A 13,846-nucleotide genomic window follows, 5' to 3' on the forward strand; every position below is an offset into this window, starting at 1 on the left:
CGTTCCCTATGACACTCGCCTCACTGAACCTGCAACCGGTCCTGCCCGAAATCGTCCTCGCGGCGATGGCCTGTTTGATCCTGCTCGTCGACCCGTTCCTGCCCAAGCGCGGGCCGGCGGTCAGCTTCGTGCTCTCGATCCTCACGCTCATCGCGCTGTTCGTGATCACCCTGGTGCAGATGGACGACAGCGTGCGCATGAGCTTCGGCGACATGGTGGTCAACGACCCGATGGCCGACACGATGAAGCTGGTGGTCTACGTCATGGTCGCCGCCGTGTTCGTCATCTCGCGCACCTACCTGCGCCAGCGCGGCATCGACAAGGGCGAGTACTACATGCTCGGCCTGTTCGGCGTGCTGGGGATGATGATCACCATCTCCTCGAACCATCTGCTCCTGCTGTATCTGGGCCTCGAGCTGATGTCGCTGGCCATGTACGCCATGACCGCGTTCAAGCGCGACGACGGCCGGGCCTCCGAGGCGGCGATGAAGTACTTCGTCCTCGGTGCGCTCGCCTCGGGCATCCTGCTCTACGGCATGTCGCTGCTCTACGGCGTGACCGGCGATCTGACGCTGACCGCCATCGCCGAGTCGGTCGCCGGTGGCGAGGATTCCATGGCACTCAAGGCCGCCGTGGTGCTGATCGTGGTCGGTGCCGTGTTCAAGATGGGCATCGCCCCGTTCCACATGTGGCTGCCGGACGTCTACGAGGGCGCGCCGACCGCGGTGACCCTGTATCTTGCCGCCGCGCCCAAGATCGCCGCGCTCGCGCTGGTACTGCGCCTGCTGGTCGACGGCATGGGGCCGCTGTTCGCCGACTGGCAGCCGATGCTGATCGTCGTGGCGATGCTGTCGATGGCGATCGGCAACGTGGTCGCGATCGCCCAGACCAGCTTCAAGCGGATGCTGACCTACTCGACCATCGGTCACGTCGGCTTCATCCTGCTGGGCGTGCTGGCCGGCACCAACGAGGGCTACGCCGCGGCGCTGTTCTACACCATCGCGTACGCCGCGATGACCGTCGGCGGCTTCGGCATCATCCTGCTGCTGGCGCGCCAGGGCTTCGAGGCCGAGAGTCTCGACGACCTCAAGGGGCTGAACGATCGCAGCCCGGTGATGGCGTTCGTCTTCCTGCTTCTCATGTTCTCCATGGCCGGCATTCCGTTCACCTTCGGCTTCTGGGCGAAACTTGCGGTGCTGCAGGCTGTCGTAGGGGTCGGGCTGTGGTGGCTGGCGACCTTTGCCGTGGTCACCGCGGTCATCGGCGCCTTCTACTACCTGCGCGCCGTCAAGATGGTCTATTTCGACCAGCCGGAGGACACCAGCCCCATCCAGGCCGATGCCAACGTGCGCGGCGTGCTGATCCTCAGCGGTGCGTCGATGCTGGTCTTCGGCCTGTACCCGACCGGCCTGACCGCGCTGAGCGCCGGCGCCTTCGGCCTCTAGGGGGAACTCCCCGGGGCCAATACGCTCACCAAGCCTTCAAGACGAGACCTTCATGATCGCCGACTGGATTATCGCGAGTTACCTGATCGGCCTGTTCGTACTGGCGAACCTGCCGTTTCTCAATCAGCGCCTGTTCCTGGTGATCCCGGTCGCGCCGCCGGGACGGCAGAAGTCCTTCTGGTGGCGTATCGTCGAGTGGCTGGTGTATTTCGTGATCGGCATCGGCATCGGCCTCTACCTCGAATACTCGATCGGCGGCATCGAGCCCAAGGGCTGGGAGTTCTGGGCCGTGAGCGCGTCGATCTTCGCGGTATTCTCGGTAATCGGCTTCATCTGGCAGTACCAGTTGCGCAAGTACCTGCAGGCCTGATCGTCGCCCCGGGTCTCCGGGCCTCGCCAGGAAAGCGCCGGAAAAGACCGCCAGTCGAGCAAGGCTCACTGGCGGTTTTTCGTACTCGTGGCCGGTGTGGCGCGCTGGCTCTGCCGGCAGTGGGATCGCTCGCCAGCGTTGCTCCATGGGTGGGGTAATCCCTGCCGGGCCGTTCGGCGACGCCCTGTCATCGATCGCCGTGGTTGCCGGGCTCGTCGCGAGATGGCGTCCCAGGTGCGCTGTCGTCGGGCGCGTCCTCCGTCGATGTGTCACCGTCAGCGGCCGGTGGATAGACCAGGCTGGACGGGCGCTGACGGACGAGGTGCCAGTAGGCCCGCAACAGGTTGAGCGGACGCGAGATACGCGTTCCGCGCGCCCGCAGGGCGACGTTGAGGGCCAGGGCGAAGCTCACCGTCAGGTTGACCGCGCCGATCAGCAGCACGAATCCCAGCAACAGGGCGAACATCAGCGGGCCGGCGAATTCGTGAGACATGGCGTAGCCCAGGTCCGCCGAGGAGAACGCCACGTGGCGGATGTCGAGCGGCAGACCGAGCAGGTAGCCCACGTAACCGGTCGAGCCGAGCATGATGCCGAAGGCGAAGTTGCTGATCAGGGCACCGTAATGACCATCGATGTAGGCGGCCAGACGATGGCGCGCCCTTTCCGGCAGCAACCGTCGCAGCAGCGGGTGTTCGCGCAGGCGCGCCTCGAGGCCCAGGTAGGCGGCGCGATTGTCGAAGAAGCCCGCGATCAGCCCCGAGAGGAACAGCCAGACGCCGGCAATGGCGGCGTAGAACAGCGCCAGCCCGGTCACGGGGTTGATGCCCTCGAGGATGTAGTCGGCCCGCTCGGGGCTGATCAGTGCGGTGCCGGCCTGTTGCTGCCACCACCAGGCGATCACGAAGGCGAGCGACAGGGCGGCGATGACGTTGCCGGCGATGGCGACGAACTGGGTACGCCCGACGCGCAGCAGCAGGTCGGCGAGCTTGCGGGGATTCGCCCGGCCACGTTCGCCCAGCTCGACCTGTCCGGCGATGCTCGCCGCCGTCATGGCCGGCTGCTTGGTGGCCACCGTACCGTGCAGGATGTGGATAAGGACGAAACCCAGCCCGTAATTGAGACTGACCAGCACGGTTTCGGGCAGGCGCGCGAAGCCGCTTTCCAGGATGTGGATCTTGATCAGGGCCATCACGGCGATGACCAGCCCCCCGGCCAGTCCGGAAGCCAGCATTCGGAAATAGGCGGGGCGGTCGGCGGCGATGTAGTGTTCGCCCTTGTCACCGGCGTTCTCGGTGACGCTGCGCGCCAGTTGACGCATGCTGCGGCGGATCAGCGGGCGGATGCCGTGGCGTTCTGAACTGGCTTCGACCAGCTCGGTGAACAGGGCGGTGGCGCGGTCGCTGCACTGATCGCAGGCCTTGGGATCGAGGATGTCGAGCAGGCGTTCGATCCGGGCGATGGTCTGGCCGAGCCGTTCGAGCAAATGCGTCAGCGAGATGCTGGTACCTCGCGTGACCGCGCGCCGGCGCAGGCGCTCGACCTCCTCACGGCACTGCTCGAGCAGCACGCGGATGTGGGCGTCGTCGTAGAAGTCCTCGAGCTTGCCCTCCAGCCAGCCGATGTAGTCGCGCACGTAGGCGCCGACCTCTCGCTGCAGGGCGATGAAGCTGGAATCGCGGGTGGCCATGTTTGGGTCGAGGCGCAGGATGTCGGGCTCGAATTCCTCGGCGGCGATCCAGATGGCCAGCATCTCCAGGGCGTAGAGTGCCTCGCGGGTCAGGCGGTCCCTGCCTCTCTGCCCGGCCTCGTCAGGCTCCCACGGCCAGAGCGTGCGCATCAGTCGTTCCCAGCAGGCCGGCGGCACCTGCGCCACCCAGTCGGGATCGTCGGCCTCGTGGAAGGCGAGGTAGAACACGTCTCGCGCGTTCATCGGGTCGGCAGGGGAGGGGTTCAGGCGCTCGTAGATACGTTGGCCCAGCTCGCGCAGAAAGCCGCGCCGGGAGAACAGGCCCAGTCCCGCCAGGATCTGGAAGAAGCGTGCCTGGTCGAGCCATTCCCCCAGGCGCTCGTGCAGGGCCTGCTGCGCGCCGGGGTCGGCCTCGAGAGCGGCCTGCAGTCGCTCGATGCGCTCGATGGCCGCCGCGGCATCCTCCGCCGGGCCGGGACGCAGCCAGTCGATGATGGCGACCAGCGTGGCGACGGGATCGTCCGCATGGCGTTCGACAAGTGTCCGGAGCAACTGCTGGGGCATGGGGCGATCCTGTGGGAAGGGCGGGCGGTTCAGAGGCGTCGGGCCATCTCCTCGGCGCGGGCCAGATACTTGCCGCGCTGGAACAGCAGACGCCAGCGCCGCCCGCCCACCTGGTCGAAGAGAATGGTGGCGCGCACCCCGGCGAGCAGCAGGGCGCGGACCGTTGACGATATCGCCATGTCCTCGAGATGGTGCTTCTCGCCGTTGATCACGAACTTCTGCGGCAGGTTGCTCAAGGTACTGCGGTAGAGGTTGTTCAGGTCGGCCATCAGGCCGCTGTCGGCGCCGTGCTGGTCGAAGGCGGGCTTGAGCTCCTCGAGGCGGGAGAACAGCTTTGCCGCCATCTCGTCATCGCGACGGAAGGCCTTGGTGACCGCGAACAGGGTGACCACGTAGCGGGTCAGTTCCAGGTCCCTCGGTTCGCGCGACTTGCCGGCAAGCAGCTCGGTCAGGCGTTTCATGCCGAAGCGCACCCCGGGCAGGTCGCCGTAGATGCTGGCCGTGTCCGGCGCGTCGAAGGCGAACAGCGAACCGATGCTCGCCTCGAGCGCCGACTGGTCGGCGACACGCCCCTCCCAGGCGAGTGTCTGGATCAGTTGCAAGGCCTGGGTCATGCCGGCCATGGCGATCAGTTGGTCGTCGGTATCTCGTGCCATGCAATCGAAGCCGCTGTGGTGATGAGTGGTGGTCAGTCTCAGGCCCGGGGCAGCGCGCGGGTGATGACCGCGCCTCCCAGACAGATGGCCCCATCGTAGAACACGATCGACTGCCCGGGGGTGATGGCGCGTTGCGGGGCCTCGAAGGTGGCGAACAATCGGTCGCCGTCCTGCTCGATGCGCACCGCCTGGTCCGGTTGACGATAGCGGATCTTGGCCGTCAGCGGCCGGTCGGCCGGTGGCGGTTCGATCCAGTGGACTTGCTCGGCCTCGAGCCGGTCGGCGAACAGGGCCGGGTGGTTCTTGCCCTGTACCACCAGCAGCGTGTTGCTTGCGAGGTCCTTGCCGGCCACGTACCAGGGCGCCTCGCCGTGGGCCTTGGTCCCGCCTATCCCTAACCCCTGGCGCTGGCCGATGGTGTGGTACATCAGCCCCTGGTGGGTGCCGAGACGCTCGCCCTCGAGGGTCTCGATCGGGCCGGGCTGCGCCGGCAGGTAGGTCCTGAGGAAATCGGCGAAGCGTCGTTCGCCGATGAAACAGATGCCGGTCGAATCCTTTTTCTCCGCGGTGATCAGCCCATGGGCGGCGGCGATTTCACGCACGCGCGGTTTTTCCAGCTCGCCCAGCGGGAAGTACGCCGCCCCGACCTGTTCTCGGGAGAGTGCGTGCAGGAAGTAGCTCTGGTCCTTGTTCGCATCCACGCCACGCGCCAGGTGCACGCCGTCGGCATCGTCGATCCGTCGGGCGTAGTGGCCGGTCGCGATGGCATCCGCGCCCAGCGAGCGGGCGTGATCGAGAAACGCGCGGAACTTGATCTCGCGGTTGCAGAGGATGTCGGGATTGGGTGTCCGGCCGGCCCGGTATTCGTGCAGGAAATGCTCGAACACCCGGTCCCAGTACTCGCCGGCGAAGTTGACGTAATGAAACTCGATGCCGAGTTTGTCGGCCACGGCCATGGCATCGAGCATGTCGTCCTTGGCCGCGCAGTACTCGTCATCGTCGTCGCCTTCCCAGTTCTTCATGAACAGGCCCTCGACGCGATAGCCCGCCTCCTTGAGCAACAGGGCGGCCACCGAGGAGTCCACCCCGCCGGACAGGCCCACCATGATGCGGGGGGCGTCCTTTGGGGCAGGGGGGATCGGATCGTCCAGAGAGGTTTCGGTCATCGGATCGAGTGCAGCAGGTCGAGGGGATAGCGATTCCCCTGTTCGAAGTCGCGGATGGCGGCGGTGACGAACGGCGATCGATGCGGGATCTCGGTGCGTTCGAGCGCCTCGCGGCTCATGAAGTGCGCGGCGAGGATGCCGTCGTCCAGGGGGTGGTCGTCCGTGTCGTCGCCGATCTCGCCGATGATCGCCACGCGCAGCACCCGACGTCCTTCACGCGGGTTGTCATGGTAGACGCCCAGCAGTTCGGTCGGCTCGAAGGCATAGCGGGTCTCCTCGCGCACCTCGCGGATCACCGCCTCGAGCAGGGTCTCGCCCGGCTCGACGTGCCCGGCCGGCTGGTTGAGGAACCGCTGGCCGCGGATGTGCTCCTCGACGAGCAGGTATTCATGGCCCCGGCGGGCGATGCCGGCGACGGTCAGCGAGACGAGTGGGCGATCGGCATGCTCGATATCCATCCCGGCATTATACCGGCCCGTGCATGCCGGGAGGGTGGATACGTGATGTTCATCTCGGGTGTTGGTGACGGCAAGGACGGCTTGAAGACACCGTGACGTCATAACGTCTTGATGCTATGTTCCATATCAGACATGCTCAACGGAGGCGTTTGCCATGACCACGGAAACCCGACGATCCACGATCTACTTTGACGAGAGCCTGCATCGTGCCCTGCGCATGAAGGCGGCGCAGTCACAGCGCTCGATTTCCGAGATCGTGAACGAAGCGGTGCGTGCGGCGTTGGCCGAAGACCAGGAAGACCTGGCGACGTTCGAGGAGAGGGTGGCCGAGCCGACGATCAGCTACGAGGCACTGCTCGATGAACTGAAGGCCGATGGCAAGCTTTAGGCTGCGATTCCGAAAATCCGTCAGGCGGGACCTTCGCCCGATACCCGTGCGCGATGTGCGGCGGATTCTCAAGCGGATCGAGGCATTGGCGGACGACCCTCGTCCGGTCGGAAGCGAGAAGCTCTCCGGACAGGAGCGGTACCGCGTCCGACAGGGCAATTACCGGATTCTGTACGAGATCGTCGATGACGAACTCGTGGTGACCGTAGTCAAGGTTGGACATCGCCGGCATGTCTACCGGCGTTGATGGTCGTGACCCTTACTCCTGACGCCGCGCCTTCCACTCGTACAATAGCTCCAGCGCCTGCCGCGGGCTGATCTCGTCTGGGTCGAGCGCGTCGATCGCCTCGAGCAACGGGTCGGGGTCGGGCTCGACGGGTTCGGCGACCGGTTCGGCGGCGAACAGGTCCATCTGCGGCGCCTCGCCGCCGGCGTGCGACTGCCACTCGAGCTTCTCCAGCAGCCGGCGTGCCCGACCAATGGTGGGGCGGGGCAGGCCGGCCAGCCGGGCCACGTCGATGCCGTAGCTCTGGTTGGCCGGGCCCTCCTTGACCCCGTGCAGGAACACCAGCTCGCCGTTGTGCGTGATCGCCTCGAGGTGCACGTTCACCAGCGCCTCGAACTGCTCGGCCAGCGTGGTCAGCTCGAAGTAGTGGGTGGCGAACAGCGTCATCGCCCGGTTCTTCTGCAGCAGGTGCTCGGCGACCGCCCAGGCGAGCGCCAGGCCGTCGAAGGTCGAGGTGCCGCGGCCGATCTCGTCGATCAGCACCAGCGAGCGCTCGGTGGCGTGGTGGAGGATCTCGGCGGTCTCGGTCATCTCCACCATGAAGGTCGAGCGCCCCGAGGCCAGGTCGTCCGAGGCGCCGATGCGGGTGAAGATCCGGTCGATCGGGCCGATCTCGACCTCCTCGGCCGGCACGTGCGCCCCGGCGTGGGCCAGCAGCACGATCAGCGCGGTCTGGCGCATGTAGGTGGACTTGCCGCCCATGTTCGGGCCGGTGATCAGGAGCATGCGCCGGTCGGGCGCCAGCTCGGCGTCGTTGGGCACGAACACCGCCTCGCTGCTGGCCTCGACCACCGGGTGGCGCCCCTGGCGGATGTCCACGCCCAGCGCGCGGCGAAACCGCGGCGCGCTCCAGCCGTGGTGTTCGGCCACGTCGGCGAGCGCGGCCAGCGTGTCCAGGTCCGCCAGGGCGTTGGCCCGTCGGCGCAGTTCGCCCTGGTGGCCGGCCAGGGTGACCAGCAGGGCCTCGAAGCACTCGCGCTCGCGGGCGAGCGACTTGTCGCGGGCCGTGAGGACCTCCTGCTCGAAGGTCTTCAGGGTGTCGTTGGTGTAGCGCTCGACGGACTTGAGCGTCTGGCGACGGGTGAAACTCTCGGGCATGCGCGCCGACTGGCTGCGCGGTACCTCGAAGTAGTAGCCGTGCACCCGGTTGTAGGCGAGTTTCAGGTTCTCGATTCCCGACTGGCGGCGCGCGTCCTCCTCCATGGCGGTGAGCGTGGTGTCGGCGCGTTCGGACAGCCCGCGCAGGCGGTCGAGCTCCGCGTCGAAGCCGCTTGCGATCACGCCACCGTCGCGCAGCCAGACCGAGGGCTTCTCGGCGATGGCCGCATCCAGCAGTTCGCGCACCTCCGGCAGGTCGGCCAGCTCGTCGACCAGCTCGGCCAGCAGCGGCTGCTCGCAGCCGGCGAGCGTCGCGGTCAACGAGGGCAACTGGTGCAACGAGTCGCGCAGGGCGGCCAGATCGCGTGGGCGGGCGGTGCGCAGCACGATGCGGGTGGTGATCCGCTCGATGTCGTTGACCTGGCGCAGGGCCTCGAAGAGTGCCGCGGGCAACGCGCGCTCGCGCAATTCCCCGATCGCCTGGTGCCGGGCGGAAAGCCGTTCGTGATCGCGCAGCGGGCGGGCCAGCCACTCGCGCAGGCGACGGGCGCCCATGCCCGTGGCGGTGCGGTCCAGCAGTCCGATCAAGGCCCCGTCCGGCCGTCCCTGGCTGTCCTCGAACAGTTCCAGGTGACGGCGGGTGTGCACGTCGAGCAGAAGGGCATCACTGGTCTGCTCCACGGCCAGCCCGTCGATGTGGCCCAGATGCGTCTTCTGCGTGTCGTTGACGTATTGCCAAAGCGCGCCGGCCGCGCCGAGGGCGGCATCGAGTGCCTGGCGGTTGTCCGCGTGGATGCCGAAGCCGGCGAGATCGCGGGTGCCGAACTGCGCGCACAGCGTCTCGCTGGCCGTGTCGCTCGAGAAGTGCCACACCGGGCGTTCGCGGCTGATTCCCTCGGCGCGGAACAGCCCGTCGGTCAGCGCCTCGATGGACAGCCCCTCGGGCAGCAGCAGCTCGCGCGGGTCGACGCGGGCGAGCTCGGTGGCCAGCTCGTCGGGGCCAGCAGGGGCCATGATGGCGAAGCGGCCGCTGGAGAGATCCAGGTGCGCCAGTCCCAGGCGTTCGCGGCCCCGGGCGCGGGTGCGCGAGACCGCCACCAGCCGATGCGCCTGGCGCTGCTCGAGCAGGGCCTCGTCGGTGACGGTGCCCGGGGTGACCACCTTGACCACCTCGCGCTTCATCGGCCCCTTGGCCTGCACGTCGCCTACCTGCTCGCAGATGGCGACCGACTCGCCGGCCTTCAGGAGGCGTGCGAGGTAGGATTCGTAGGCATGCACCGGCACCCCGGCCATCGGGATGGGCTCGCCGGCCGAGTTGCCGCGCTGTGTCAGGGTGAGGTCGAGCAGCCTCGCCGCGTGCCGCGCGTCCTCGAAGAACAGCTCGTAGAAGTCGCCCATACGGTAGAACAGCAGGACGTCCGGATAGTCTTGTTTGATCCGGAGAAACTGCTGCATCATGGGCGTATGCGCGCTGAGGTCGTCCGTCTCTCCGGCCGTCTGCGACGACGGGGCGGGGCGGGGCGATGTCGTTTTCGTCATGCGCGGCATTGTAACGAAAACCCGGCCACGGAACGGGTAACACGAGGGGCGGAGGAACCGGATGACTCAACCCGACGAGGCGCAACACCCACCCGACTGGCACGGGCTGGATGCCATGGACGATCACGACCTCGATCGCGCTGCGCGCATCCGTTGCCTGGGCGAGGCACTGGCCGCGCGCGGCCTGCGCCTGGCCGTCGCCGAGTCCTGCACCGGCGGGCTGCTGGCCGCCAATCTCACCGCGCTGGCCGGCAGCTCGGCGTGGTTCGAGGGCGGCTGGGTCACCTACAGCAACCGGGCCAAGCAGCGCGACCTCGGTGTGCCGGCGGCGTTGTTCACCGAGGTGGGCGCGGTTTCCGGCGAGGTGGTCACGGCGATGGCACGAGGGGCGCTCGAACGCGCGTCGGTCGACTACGCGGTCGCCATCAGCGGGGTGGCCGGGCCGGGCGGCGGCAGCGAGGCCAAGCCGGTCGGCACGGTCTGGATCGGCTGGGCGGTGCGGCCGTCCGCGGGGCGGGAGACGCCTCAGGCCGGCATCCATGACCTTGCCACCCGGTTTCGGTTTCCCGGTGACCGCGGGGCGATCCGCGAGGCGGCGGTCGATGTGGCGTTACGGGGATTGTGCGCGCATCTTGGTGGCAAGGAATGGAGCGTACCGGCCGCCGATGGCTGGTCGCCGGCACACTGGCCCGTAGCCGGTCTCAAATGGTCCGAGGGCTCGACTGCGTGAACATCGATCCTGCCACCCAGCGTCTCGACAGCGTGCGCTACGTCGCCTCGCCGAATTGCGATGCTCGCCCGCGCGAGGAGCGCATCGAGCTGGTCGTGATCCACGGCATCTCCCTGCCGCCGGGCGAATACGGCGGCACGGCGATCGAGCGCTTTTTCACCAACCGGCTCGACCCCGGCGAACACCCGTATTTCGCGGAGATCCGCGACCTGCGTGTCTCCGCCCACGTGGTGATCTACCGTGATGGCTCGGTGACGCAGTTCGTGCCCTTCGATCGGCGCGCCTGGCATGCCGGCGAATCGCGCTTCGGCGAACGCACGCGTTGCAACGACTTTGCCATCGGCATCGAGCTGGAGGGCACGGACACCGAGCCCTACACCTCCGTCCAGTACGAGACGCTCGCCCGGGTGCTCGCGGCGATCAAGCGTGCGTATCCGAGCGTGCATGCGGTGCGCGGTCACAGCGACATCGCCCCCGGGCGAAAGACCGATCCCGGCCCGGCCTTCGACTGGGGGCACCTGGCCTCCCGGCTGCCCGAGGGGCTGGCCACGGCATGACGTCATTCCATTCCCGCCACCCCTGAGGACAACCGCGCGATGAAACTCCTGGTCCTGATCCTCGTCGTCGCCATCGATCGCTTCCTGGAGTTCTTCCAGCGATGGCGGTCGGAGCGCTGGCCGCACCGCGCTACGGTGGAGGTGTTCGATACGCTCGCCGGCATGATCGGCGACACGACCGCCCGGTTGCTCGTCTGGCTGCTACTGCCCGTGGTGCTGCTGGCCTGGCTGGGGGCCGGCGGTAACGGCTGGATCGGCTGGGTCGTGTCGCTGCTCGTGCTGCTGCTGGTGATCACGCCGCGCAACACCTCGGAGATCAACCGCCAGTTGCTGGATGCCGCCGGGCAAGACGATCAGGAGACCGTCGAGGCGGCACGCCGCGTGCTGTTCGACGGCACGCCGGTGGACCCGGCCACCGCGACCACCCGCCAGACGGGCGAGCGCATCATCGTGCTCGCCTTCAGCGAATGGTTCCTGGTGCTGTTCTGGTTCGTGCTGCTCGGGCCGGCCGGGGCACTGTTCTACCGCCTGACCGAATGGCTGGCACAGGAACCGGTGGGCGACGCCGACGAGACAGACGACTCGGGGTGGGTGCGTCGCTGGCAGCGAAAGGCCCATGCCCTGCTGGTCCTGCCCGCCGCCCCCGTGTTCACCGTGCTGATGCTGCTGGCCGGCTCGTTCCAGCGTGGATTGAACGCCTGGCGTGGCGATGCATCCCAGGGTTGGGAACACGGTGCGTTGGATACCTGGGAGGCCGGTTCGATCGGCCTGATCGCGCGAGTCGGACACGCGGTCATCGACATCGAGCGCGCCGACGAATGTCTCGACGAGAACGCCTGCCTGGCCGACCAGCGCACCTGGTACCGGGCCGCCCACGCCATTGTGTGGCGGGCCCTGCTGTTCGGGATGGCGCTGGTGGCGGTGCTCACCATGATCGGCTGGGTGCCGTGATCGAACACCGTTTCCTGTGCCTGCTACGGTCGGTTCGTGCACGCACACACCGCGGCTGCAGCCCGGACGCCCGGGCGCAAGCTGGAGCGAACGCCTACACTTGAAGCGGCTTTCCGCTCCAGGAGGAGTAATCATGAAGACGCAGCAAATCATCGGTCTGGCACTGCTGGTGCTGGGCCTCATCCTGCTCTTTTTCGGCTACCAGGCCTCGCAGGGTCTCGATGACCAGGTTGCCGAGGCGGTTACCGGGGAGTTCACGGACGAGACGATGCTTTACTGGATTGCCGGCGGCGTAAGCACCGTGGTCGGGTTGGTCCTGCTCGTGTTCGGCAAGAAATGACGATCGCCCGCTAACCGCCTTTTCTGGCGGCAGTCCTCGCCGTCGCTCACCCTTCGTCGCAAAGTCCTGGCGGAGGACAGCGCCTTGCATTCACCCGGCTCAGAGCGTGCAGAGCGGTATGGCATTCGTGCAGAGTTCCCCTGGCGTGACTGATAGAATCCCGCCTCGAATTCGAACCGCGAGCGTCCATGACCGCCCAGACCACCCGACTCGACCTGATTCGTCACGGTGAGCCCGTCGGCGGCCGCCGTTTTCGCGGCGATGCCGTCGACGACCCGCTGAGCGAGCTCGGCTGGCAGCAGCTCGAGCGGCGCCTGGAAATGCTCGAGGCGCGCGATCAGGCCGACTGGGACGTGATCGCCACCTCGCCGATGCGCCGCTGCCGGGCGTTTGCCGCCTCGGTGGCCGAGCGTCGCGGTCTTGAACTGGTAGTCGACCCGGACCTGCGCGAGATCGGCTTCGGTCCCTGGGAGGGCCTGCGCCACGCCGAGATCCCCGAGCGCTATCCCGAACAGCACGCGGCCTTTCTCGCCGACCCGGTCGACGGCCGCCCGCCGGGCAGCGAACCGATGGGCGACTTCTTCGAGCGCGTCACGCGCGGGCTCGAGCGCCTGGAGCGAAACCACGCCGGCCAGTCCGTGCTGGTACTCTCGCACGCGATCGTCATGCGCGCCGCCTGCGCCTGGGTGCTGGGTGCGCCGATGGCCGCGATCGCCAAGGTCGAGACCGAGTACGCTGCCATGCTCTCCATCCGCCACAACGCACGCGGCCGACGCCTGTTGTGTCTCGACAACGCCCTGCCGGGAGACGAGGCGTGACGCGCCAGGACGTCGACCTGCAACTGGGCATCCTCGGCCTGGAGCCGCTCGATGCCGCCGCCGACGAGCAAAGCGGTTTCTCGCATCCCGTCTGGACCTGGCCGCAGGAGCCGGCCGGTGGCGGCGAGTCGCCCGACCATCCACTGGCTCGATGCCTCGACGGTCGCTTCGAGCCCGGCCCCAGCGCCGGCGAAGTCGAAAACGAGGTGGTCTGCGACGACCCGGACGCGCTCGCCGTGGCCGCCTTGGCTACCGTGAGTGACGCCACGCCGCCTCCGGTCAATGCGCTCTCCCGTGCCCTCGGGGACTGGCGATTGGCCGGTGGGACGCGTGATGGCTTTGCCGTGCAGGTCGCCGACTGGCGCCGGCAGGGCTTTGCGCGCCTGCTGTGTCTCGACCCGGTTCACTTGAAGCCCGAGACCGATCACGCCATCACCTTTGGTCCGCGCTTTCTCGCCCTGAGCGAAGAGGAACTCGTTGGCCTGCTCGAGGGGATCAACCCCTGGCTCGCGGCGGATGGCATGCAGGCCGTCCGCATCGGCCGCCAGACCTATCTGCTGGCCGAATCCCGCGTGGACGGCGTCGGCCCGGCGAGCGCGGCCTTCCATCGGGCGGGTGCGCCGCTCGCCTGCCTGCTCAATCGCAATGCCGGCGTGTTCATCGACGAGGAGCGCAGCGACCCGGTGCTGCGCCAATGGCTGACCGAGCTGCAGATGTGGCTGTACCCCCAGCCGCTCAACGACGCGCGCGCCGCCAGGGGGCAACCCATTATCAGCAGCTTCTGGCCGCATGG

Annotated in this window: 15 protein-coding genes; 10 read left to right on the top strand and 5 right to left on the bottom strand. The window is 67.7% G+C overall.

All coding sequences use genetic code 11. The annotated features are described in order from the left end of the window. Window positions 1-8 precede the first annotated feature (8 nt). A complete protein-coding gene (nuoN, locus tag ACLFRM_RS01030) occupies window positions 9-1,445 on the top strand; it encodes an NADH-quinone oxidoreductase subunit NuoN (protein ID WP_410753732.1) in 1,437 nt (478 codons plus the stop codon). 52 nt (window positions 1,446-1,497) lie between these two features. Beyond that, entirely contained in the window at window positions 1,498-1,815 is a 318-nt protein-coding gene (locus tag ACLFRM_RS01035) for a DUF2818 family protein (RefSeq protein ID WP_410753733.1), read from the top strand. A gap of 187 nt (window positions 1,816-2,002) precedes the next feature. Here the strand turns inward: ACLFRM_RS01035 and ACLFRM_RS01040 are convergent, their stop codons facing one another. Genes ACLFRM_RS01040 through ACLFRM_RS01055 form a run of 4 tightly spaced genes read right to left on the bottom strand, consistent with a single transcriptional unit; the run spans window position 2,003 to window position 6,346 of the window. Beyond that, on the bottom strand, window positions 2,003-4,066 hold the full coding sequence (locus tag ACLFRM_RS01040) for a site-specific recombinase (RefSeq protein WP_410753734.1): 2,064 nt from the start codon (window positions 4,064-4,066) through the stop codon (window positions 2,003-2,005). A 29-nt stretch (window positions 4,067-4,095) separates the two neighbouring features. Further along, the gene (locus tag ACLFRM_RS01045) at window positions 4,096-4,722 is read right to left on the bottom strand and encodes a lysogenization protein HflD (protein ID WP_410753735.1); all 627 of its coding nucleotides are present in this window, start codon (window positions 4,720-4,722) and stop codon (window positions 4,096-4,098) included. Window positions 4,723-4,760: 38 nt separating this feature from the next. After that, window positions 4,761-5,888 (bottom strand): tRNA 2-thiouridine(34) synthase MnmA, encoded by a 1,128-nt coding sequence (mnmA, locus tag ACLFRM_RS01050; RefSeq protein WP_410753736.1) that lies wholly within the window; start codon window positions 5,886-5,888, stop codon window positions 4,761-4,763. After that, on the bottom strand, window positions 5,885-6,346 hold the full coding sequence (locus ACLFRM_RS01055) for an NUDIX domain-containing protein (RefSeq protein ID WP_410753737.1): 462 nt from the start codon (window positions 6,344-6,346) through the stop codon (window positions 5,885-5,887). The genes mnmA and ACLFRM_RS01055 overlap by 4 nt, the downstream gene beginning before the upstream one ends. Before the next feature lie 154 nt (window positions 6,347-6,500). On the opposite strand from ACLFRM_RS01055, the gene ACLFRM_RS01060 reads away from it, so the two are divergent. Together ACLFRM_RS01060 and ACLFRM_RS01065 are read left to right on the top strand one after the other, a co-directional pair. Continuing rightward, window positions 6,501-6,734 (top strand): CopG family transcriptional regulator, encoded by a 234-nt coding sequence (locus ACLFRM_RS01060; RefSeq protein ID WP_410753738.1) that lies wholly within the window; start codon window positions 6,501-6,503, stop codon window positions 6,732-6,734. Then, window positions 6,721-6,981 (top strand): type II toxin-antitoxin system RelE family toxin, encoded by a 261-nt coding sequence (locus ACLFRM_RS01065; RefSeq protein WP_410753739.1) that lies wholly within the window; start codon window positions 6,721-6,723, stop codon window positions 6,979-6,981. The genes ACLFRM_RS01060 and ACLFRM_RS01065 overlap by 14 nt, the downstream gene beginning before the upstream one ends. Window positions 6,982-6,993: 12 nt before the next feature. Here the strand turns inward: ACLFRM_RS01065 and mutS are convergent, their stop codons facing one another. Further along, the gene (gene mutS / locus ACLFRM_RS01070; protein ID WP_410753740.1) at window positions 6,994-9,576 is read right to left on the bottom strand and encodes a DNA mismatch repair protein MutS; all 2,583 of its coding nucleotides are present in this window, start codon (window positions 9,574-9,576) and stop codon (window positions 6,994-6,996) included. Between the two features lie 142 nt (window positions 9,577-9,718). On the opposite strand from mutS, the gene ACLFRM_RS01075 reads away from it, so the two are divergent. The 6 genes from ACLFRM_RS01075 to ACLFRM_RS01100 form a co-directional block, all read left to right on the top strand. After that, window positions 9,719-10,387: a CinA family protein gene (locus ACLFRM_RS01075; protein ID WP_410753741.1), complete on the top strand. Its 669-nt coding sequence runs from the start codon at window positions 9,719-9,721 to the stop codon at window positions 10,385-10,387. Continuing rightward, a complete protein-coding gene (gene ampD / locus ACLFRM_RS01080) occupies window positions 10,363-10,944 on the top strand; it encodes a 1,6-anhydro-N-acetylmuramyl-L-alanine amidase AmpD (protein WP_410753742.1) in 582 nt (193 codons plus the stop codon). Before ACLFRM_RS01075 ends, ampD begins: the two co-directional genes overlap by 25 nt. A gap of 39 nt (window positions 10,945-10,983) precedes the next feature. Next, complete coding sequence (locus ACLFRM_RS01085) at window positions 10,984-11,895, top strand: hypothetical protein (RefSeq protein ID WP_410753743.1); 912 nt, start codon at window positions 10,984-10,986, stop codon at window positions 11,893-11,895. Window positions 11,896-12,028: 133 nt separating this feature from the next. Next, window positions 12,029-12,235 carry a DUF3185 family protein gene (locus ACLFRM_RS01090; protein WP_410753745.1) on the top strand — a complete coding sequence of 69 codons (207 nt, stop codon included), beginning with the start codon at window positions 12,029-12,031 and terminating at the stop codon, window positions 12,233-12,235. Between the two features lie 188 nt (window positions 12,236-12,423). Further along, entirely contained in the window at window positions 12,424-13,053 is a 630-nt protein-coding gene (locus ACLFRM_RS01095; RefSeq protein WP_410753746.1) for a histidine phosphatase family protein, read from the top strand. Further along, the coding region (locus ACLFRM_RS01100; protein ID WP_410753747.1) for a hypothetical protein at window positions 13,050-13,846 on the top strand (797 nt) is incomplete at its 3' end. The genes ACLFRM_RS01095 and ACLFRM_RS01100, both read left to right, overlap by 4 nt.

This window comes from Guyparkeria sp., assembly GCF_046540515.1.
Lineage (GTDB): Bacteria > Pseudomonadota > Gammaproteobacteria > Halothiobacillales > Halothiobacillaceae > Guyparkeria.

Excerpts from the sequence above, each read along its gene's own strand:
- nuoN (WP_410753732.1), top strand. The coding sequence starts at position 9 with ATGACACTCGCCTCACTGAACCTGCAACCGGTCCTGCCCGAAATCGTC.
- ACLFRM_RS01035 (WP_410753733.1), top strand. The coding sequence starts at position 1,498 with ATGATCGCCGACTGGATTATCGCGAGTTACCTGATCGGCCTGTTCGTA.
- ACLFRM_RS01040 (WP_410753734.1), bottom strand. The coding sequence starts at position 4,066 with ATGCCCCAGCAGTTGCTCCGGACACTTGTCGAACGCCATGCGGACGAT.
- ACLFRM_RS01045 (WP_410753735.1), bottom strand. The coding sequence starts at position 4,722 with ATGGCACGAGATACCGACGACCAACTGATCGCCATGGCCGGCATGACC.
- mnmA (WP_410753736.1), bottom strand. The coding sequence starts at position 5,888 with ATGACCGAAACCTCTCTGGACGATCCGATCCCCCCTGCCCCAAAGGAC.
- ACLFRM_RS01055 (WP_410753737.1), bottom strand. The coding sequence starts at position 6,346 with ATGGATATCGAGCATGCCGATCGCCCACTCGTCTCGCTGACCGTCGCC.
- ACLFRM_RS01060 (WP_410753738.1), top strand. The coding sequence starts at position 6,501 with ATGACCACGGAAACCCGACGATCCACGATCTACTTTGACGAGAGCCTG.
- ACLFRM_RS01065 (WP_410753739.1), top strand. The coding sequence starts at position 6,721 with ATGGCAAGCTTTAGGCTGCGATTCCGAAAATCCGTCAGGCGGGACCTT.
- mutS (WP_410753740.1), bottom strand. The coding sequence starts at position 9,576 with ATGATGCAGCAGTTTCTCCGGATCAAACAAGACTATCCGGACGTCCTG.
- ACLFRM_RS01075 (WP_410753741.1), top strand. The coding sequence starts at position 9,719 with ATGACTCAACCCGACGAGGCGCAACACCCACCCGACTGGCACGGGCTG.
- ampD (WP_410753742.1), top strand. The coding sequence starts at position 10,363 with ATGGTCCGAGGGCTCGACTGCGTGAACATCGATCCTGCCACCCAGCGT.
- ACLFRM_RS01085 (WP_410753743.1), top strand. The coding sequence starts at position 10,984 with ATGAAACTCCTGGTCCTGATCCTCGTCGTCGCCATCGATCGCTTCCTG.
- ACLFRM_RS01090 (WP_410753745.1), top strand. The coding sequence starts at position 12,029 with ATGAAGACGCAGCAAATCATCGGTCTGGCACTGCTGGTGCTGGGCCTC.
- ACLFRM_RS01095 (WP_410753746.1), top strand. The coding sequence starts at position 12,424 with ATGACCGCCCAGACCACCCGACTCGACCTGATTCGTCACGGTGAGCCC.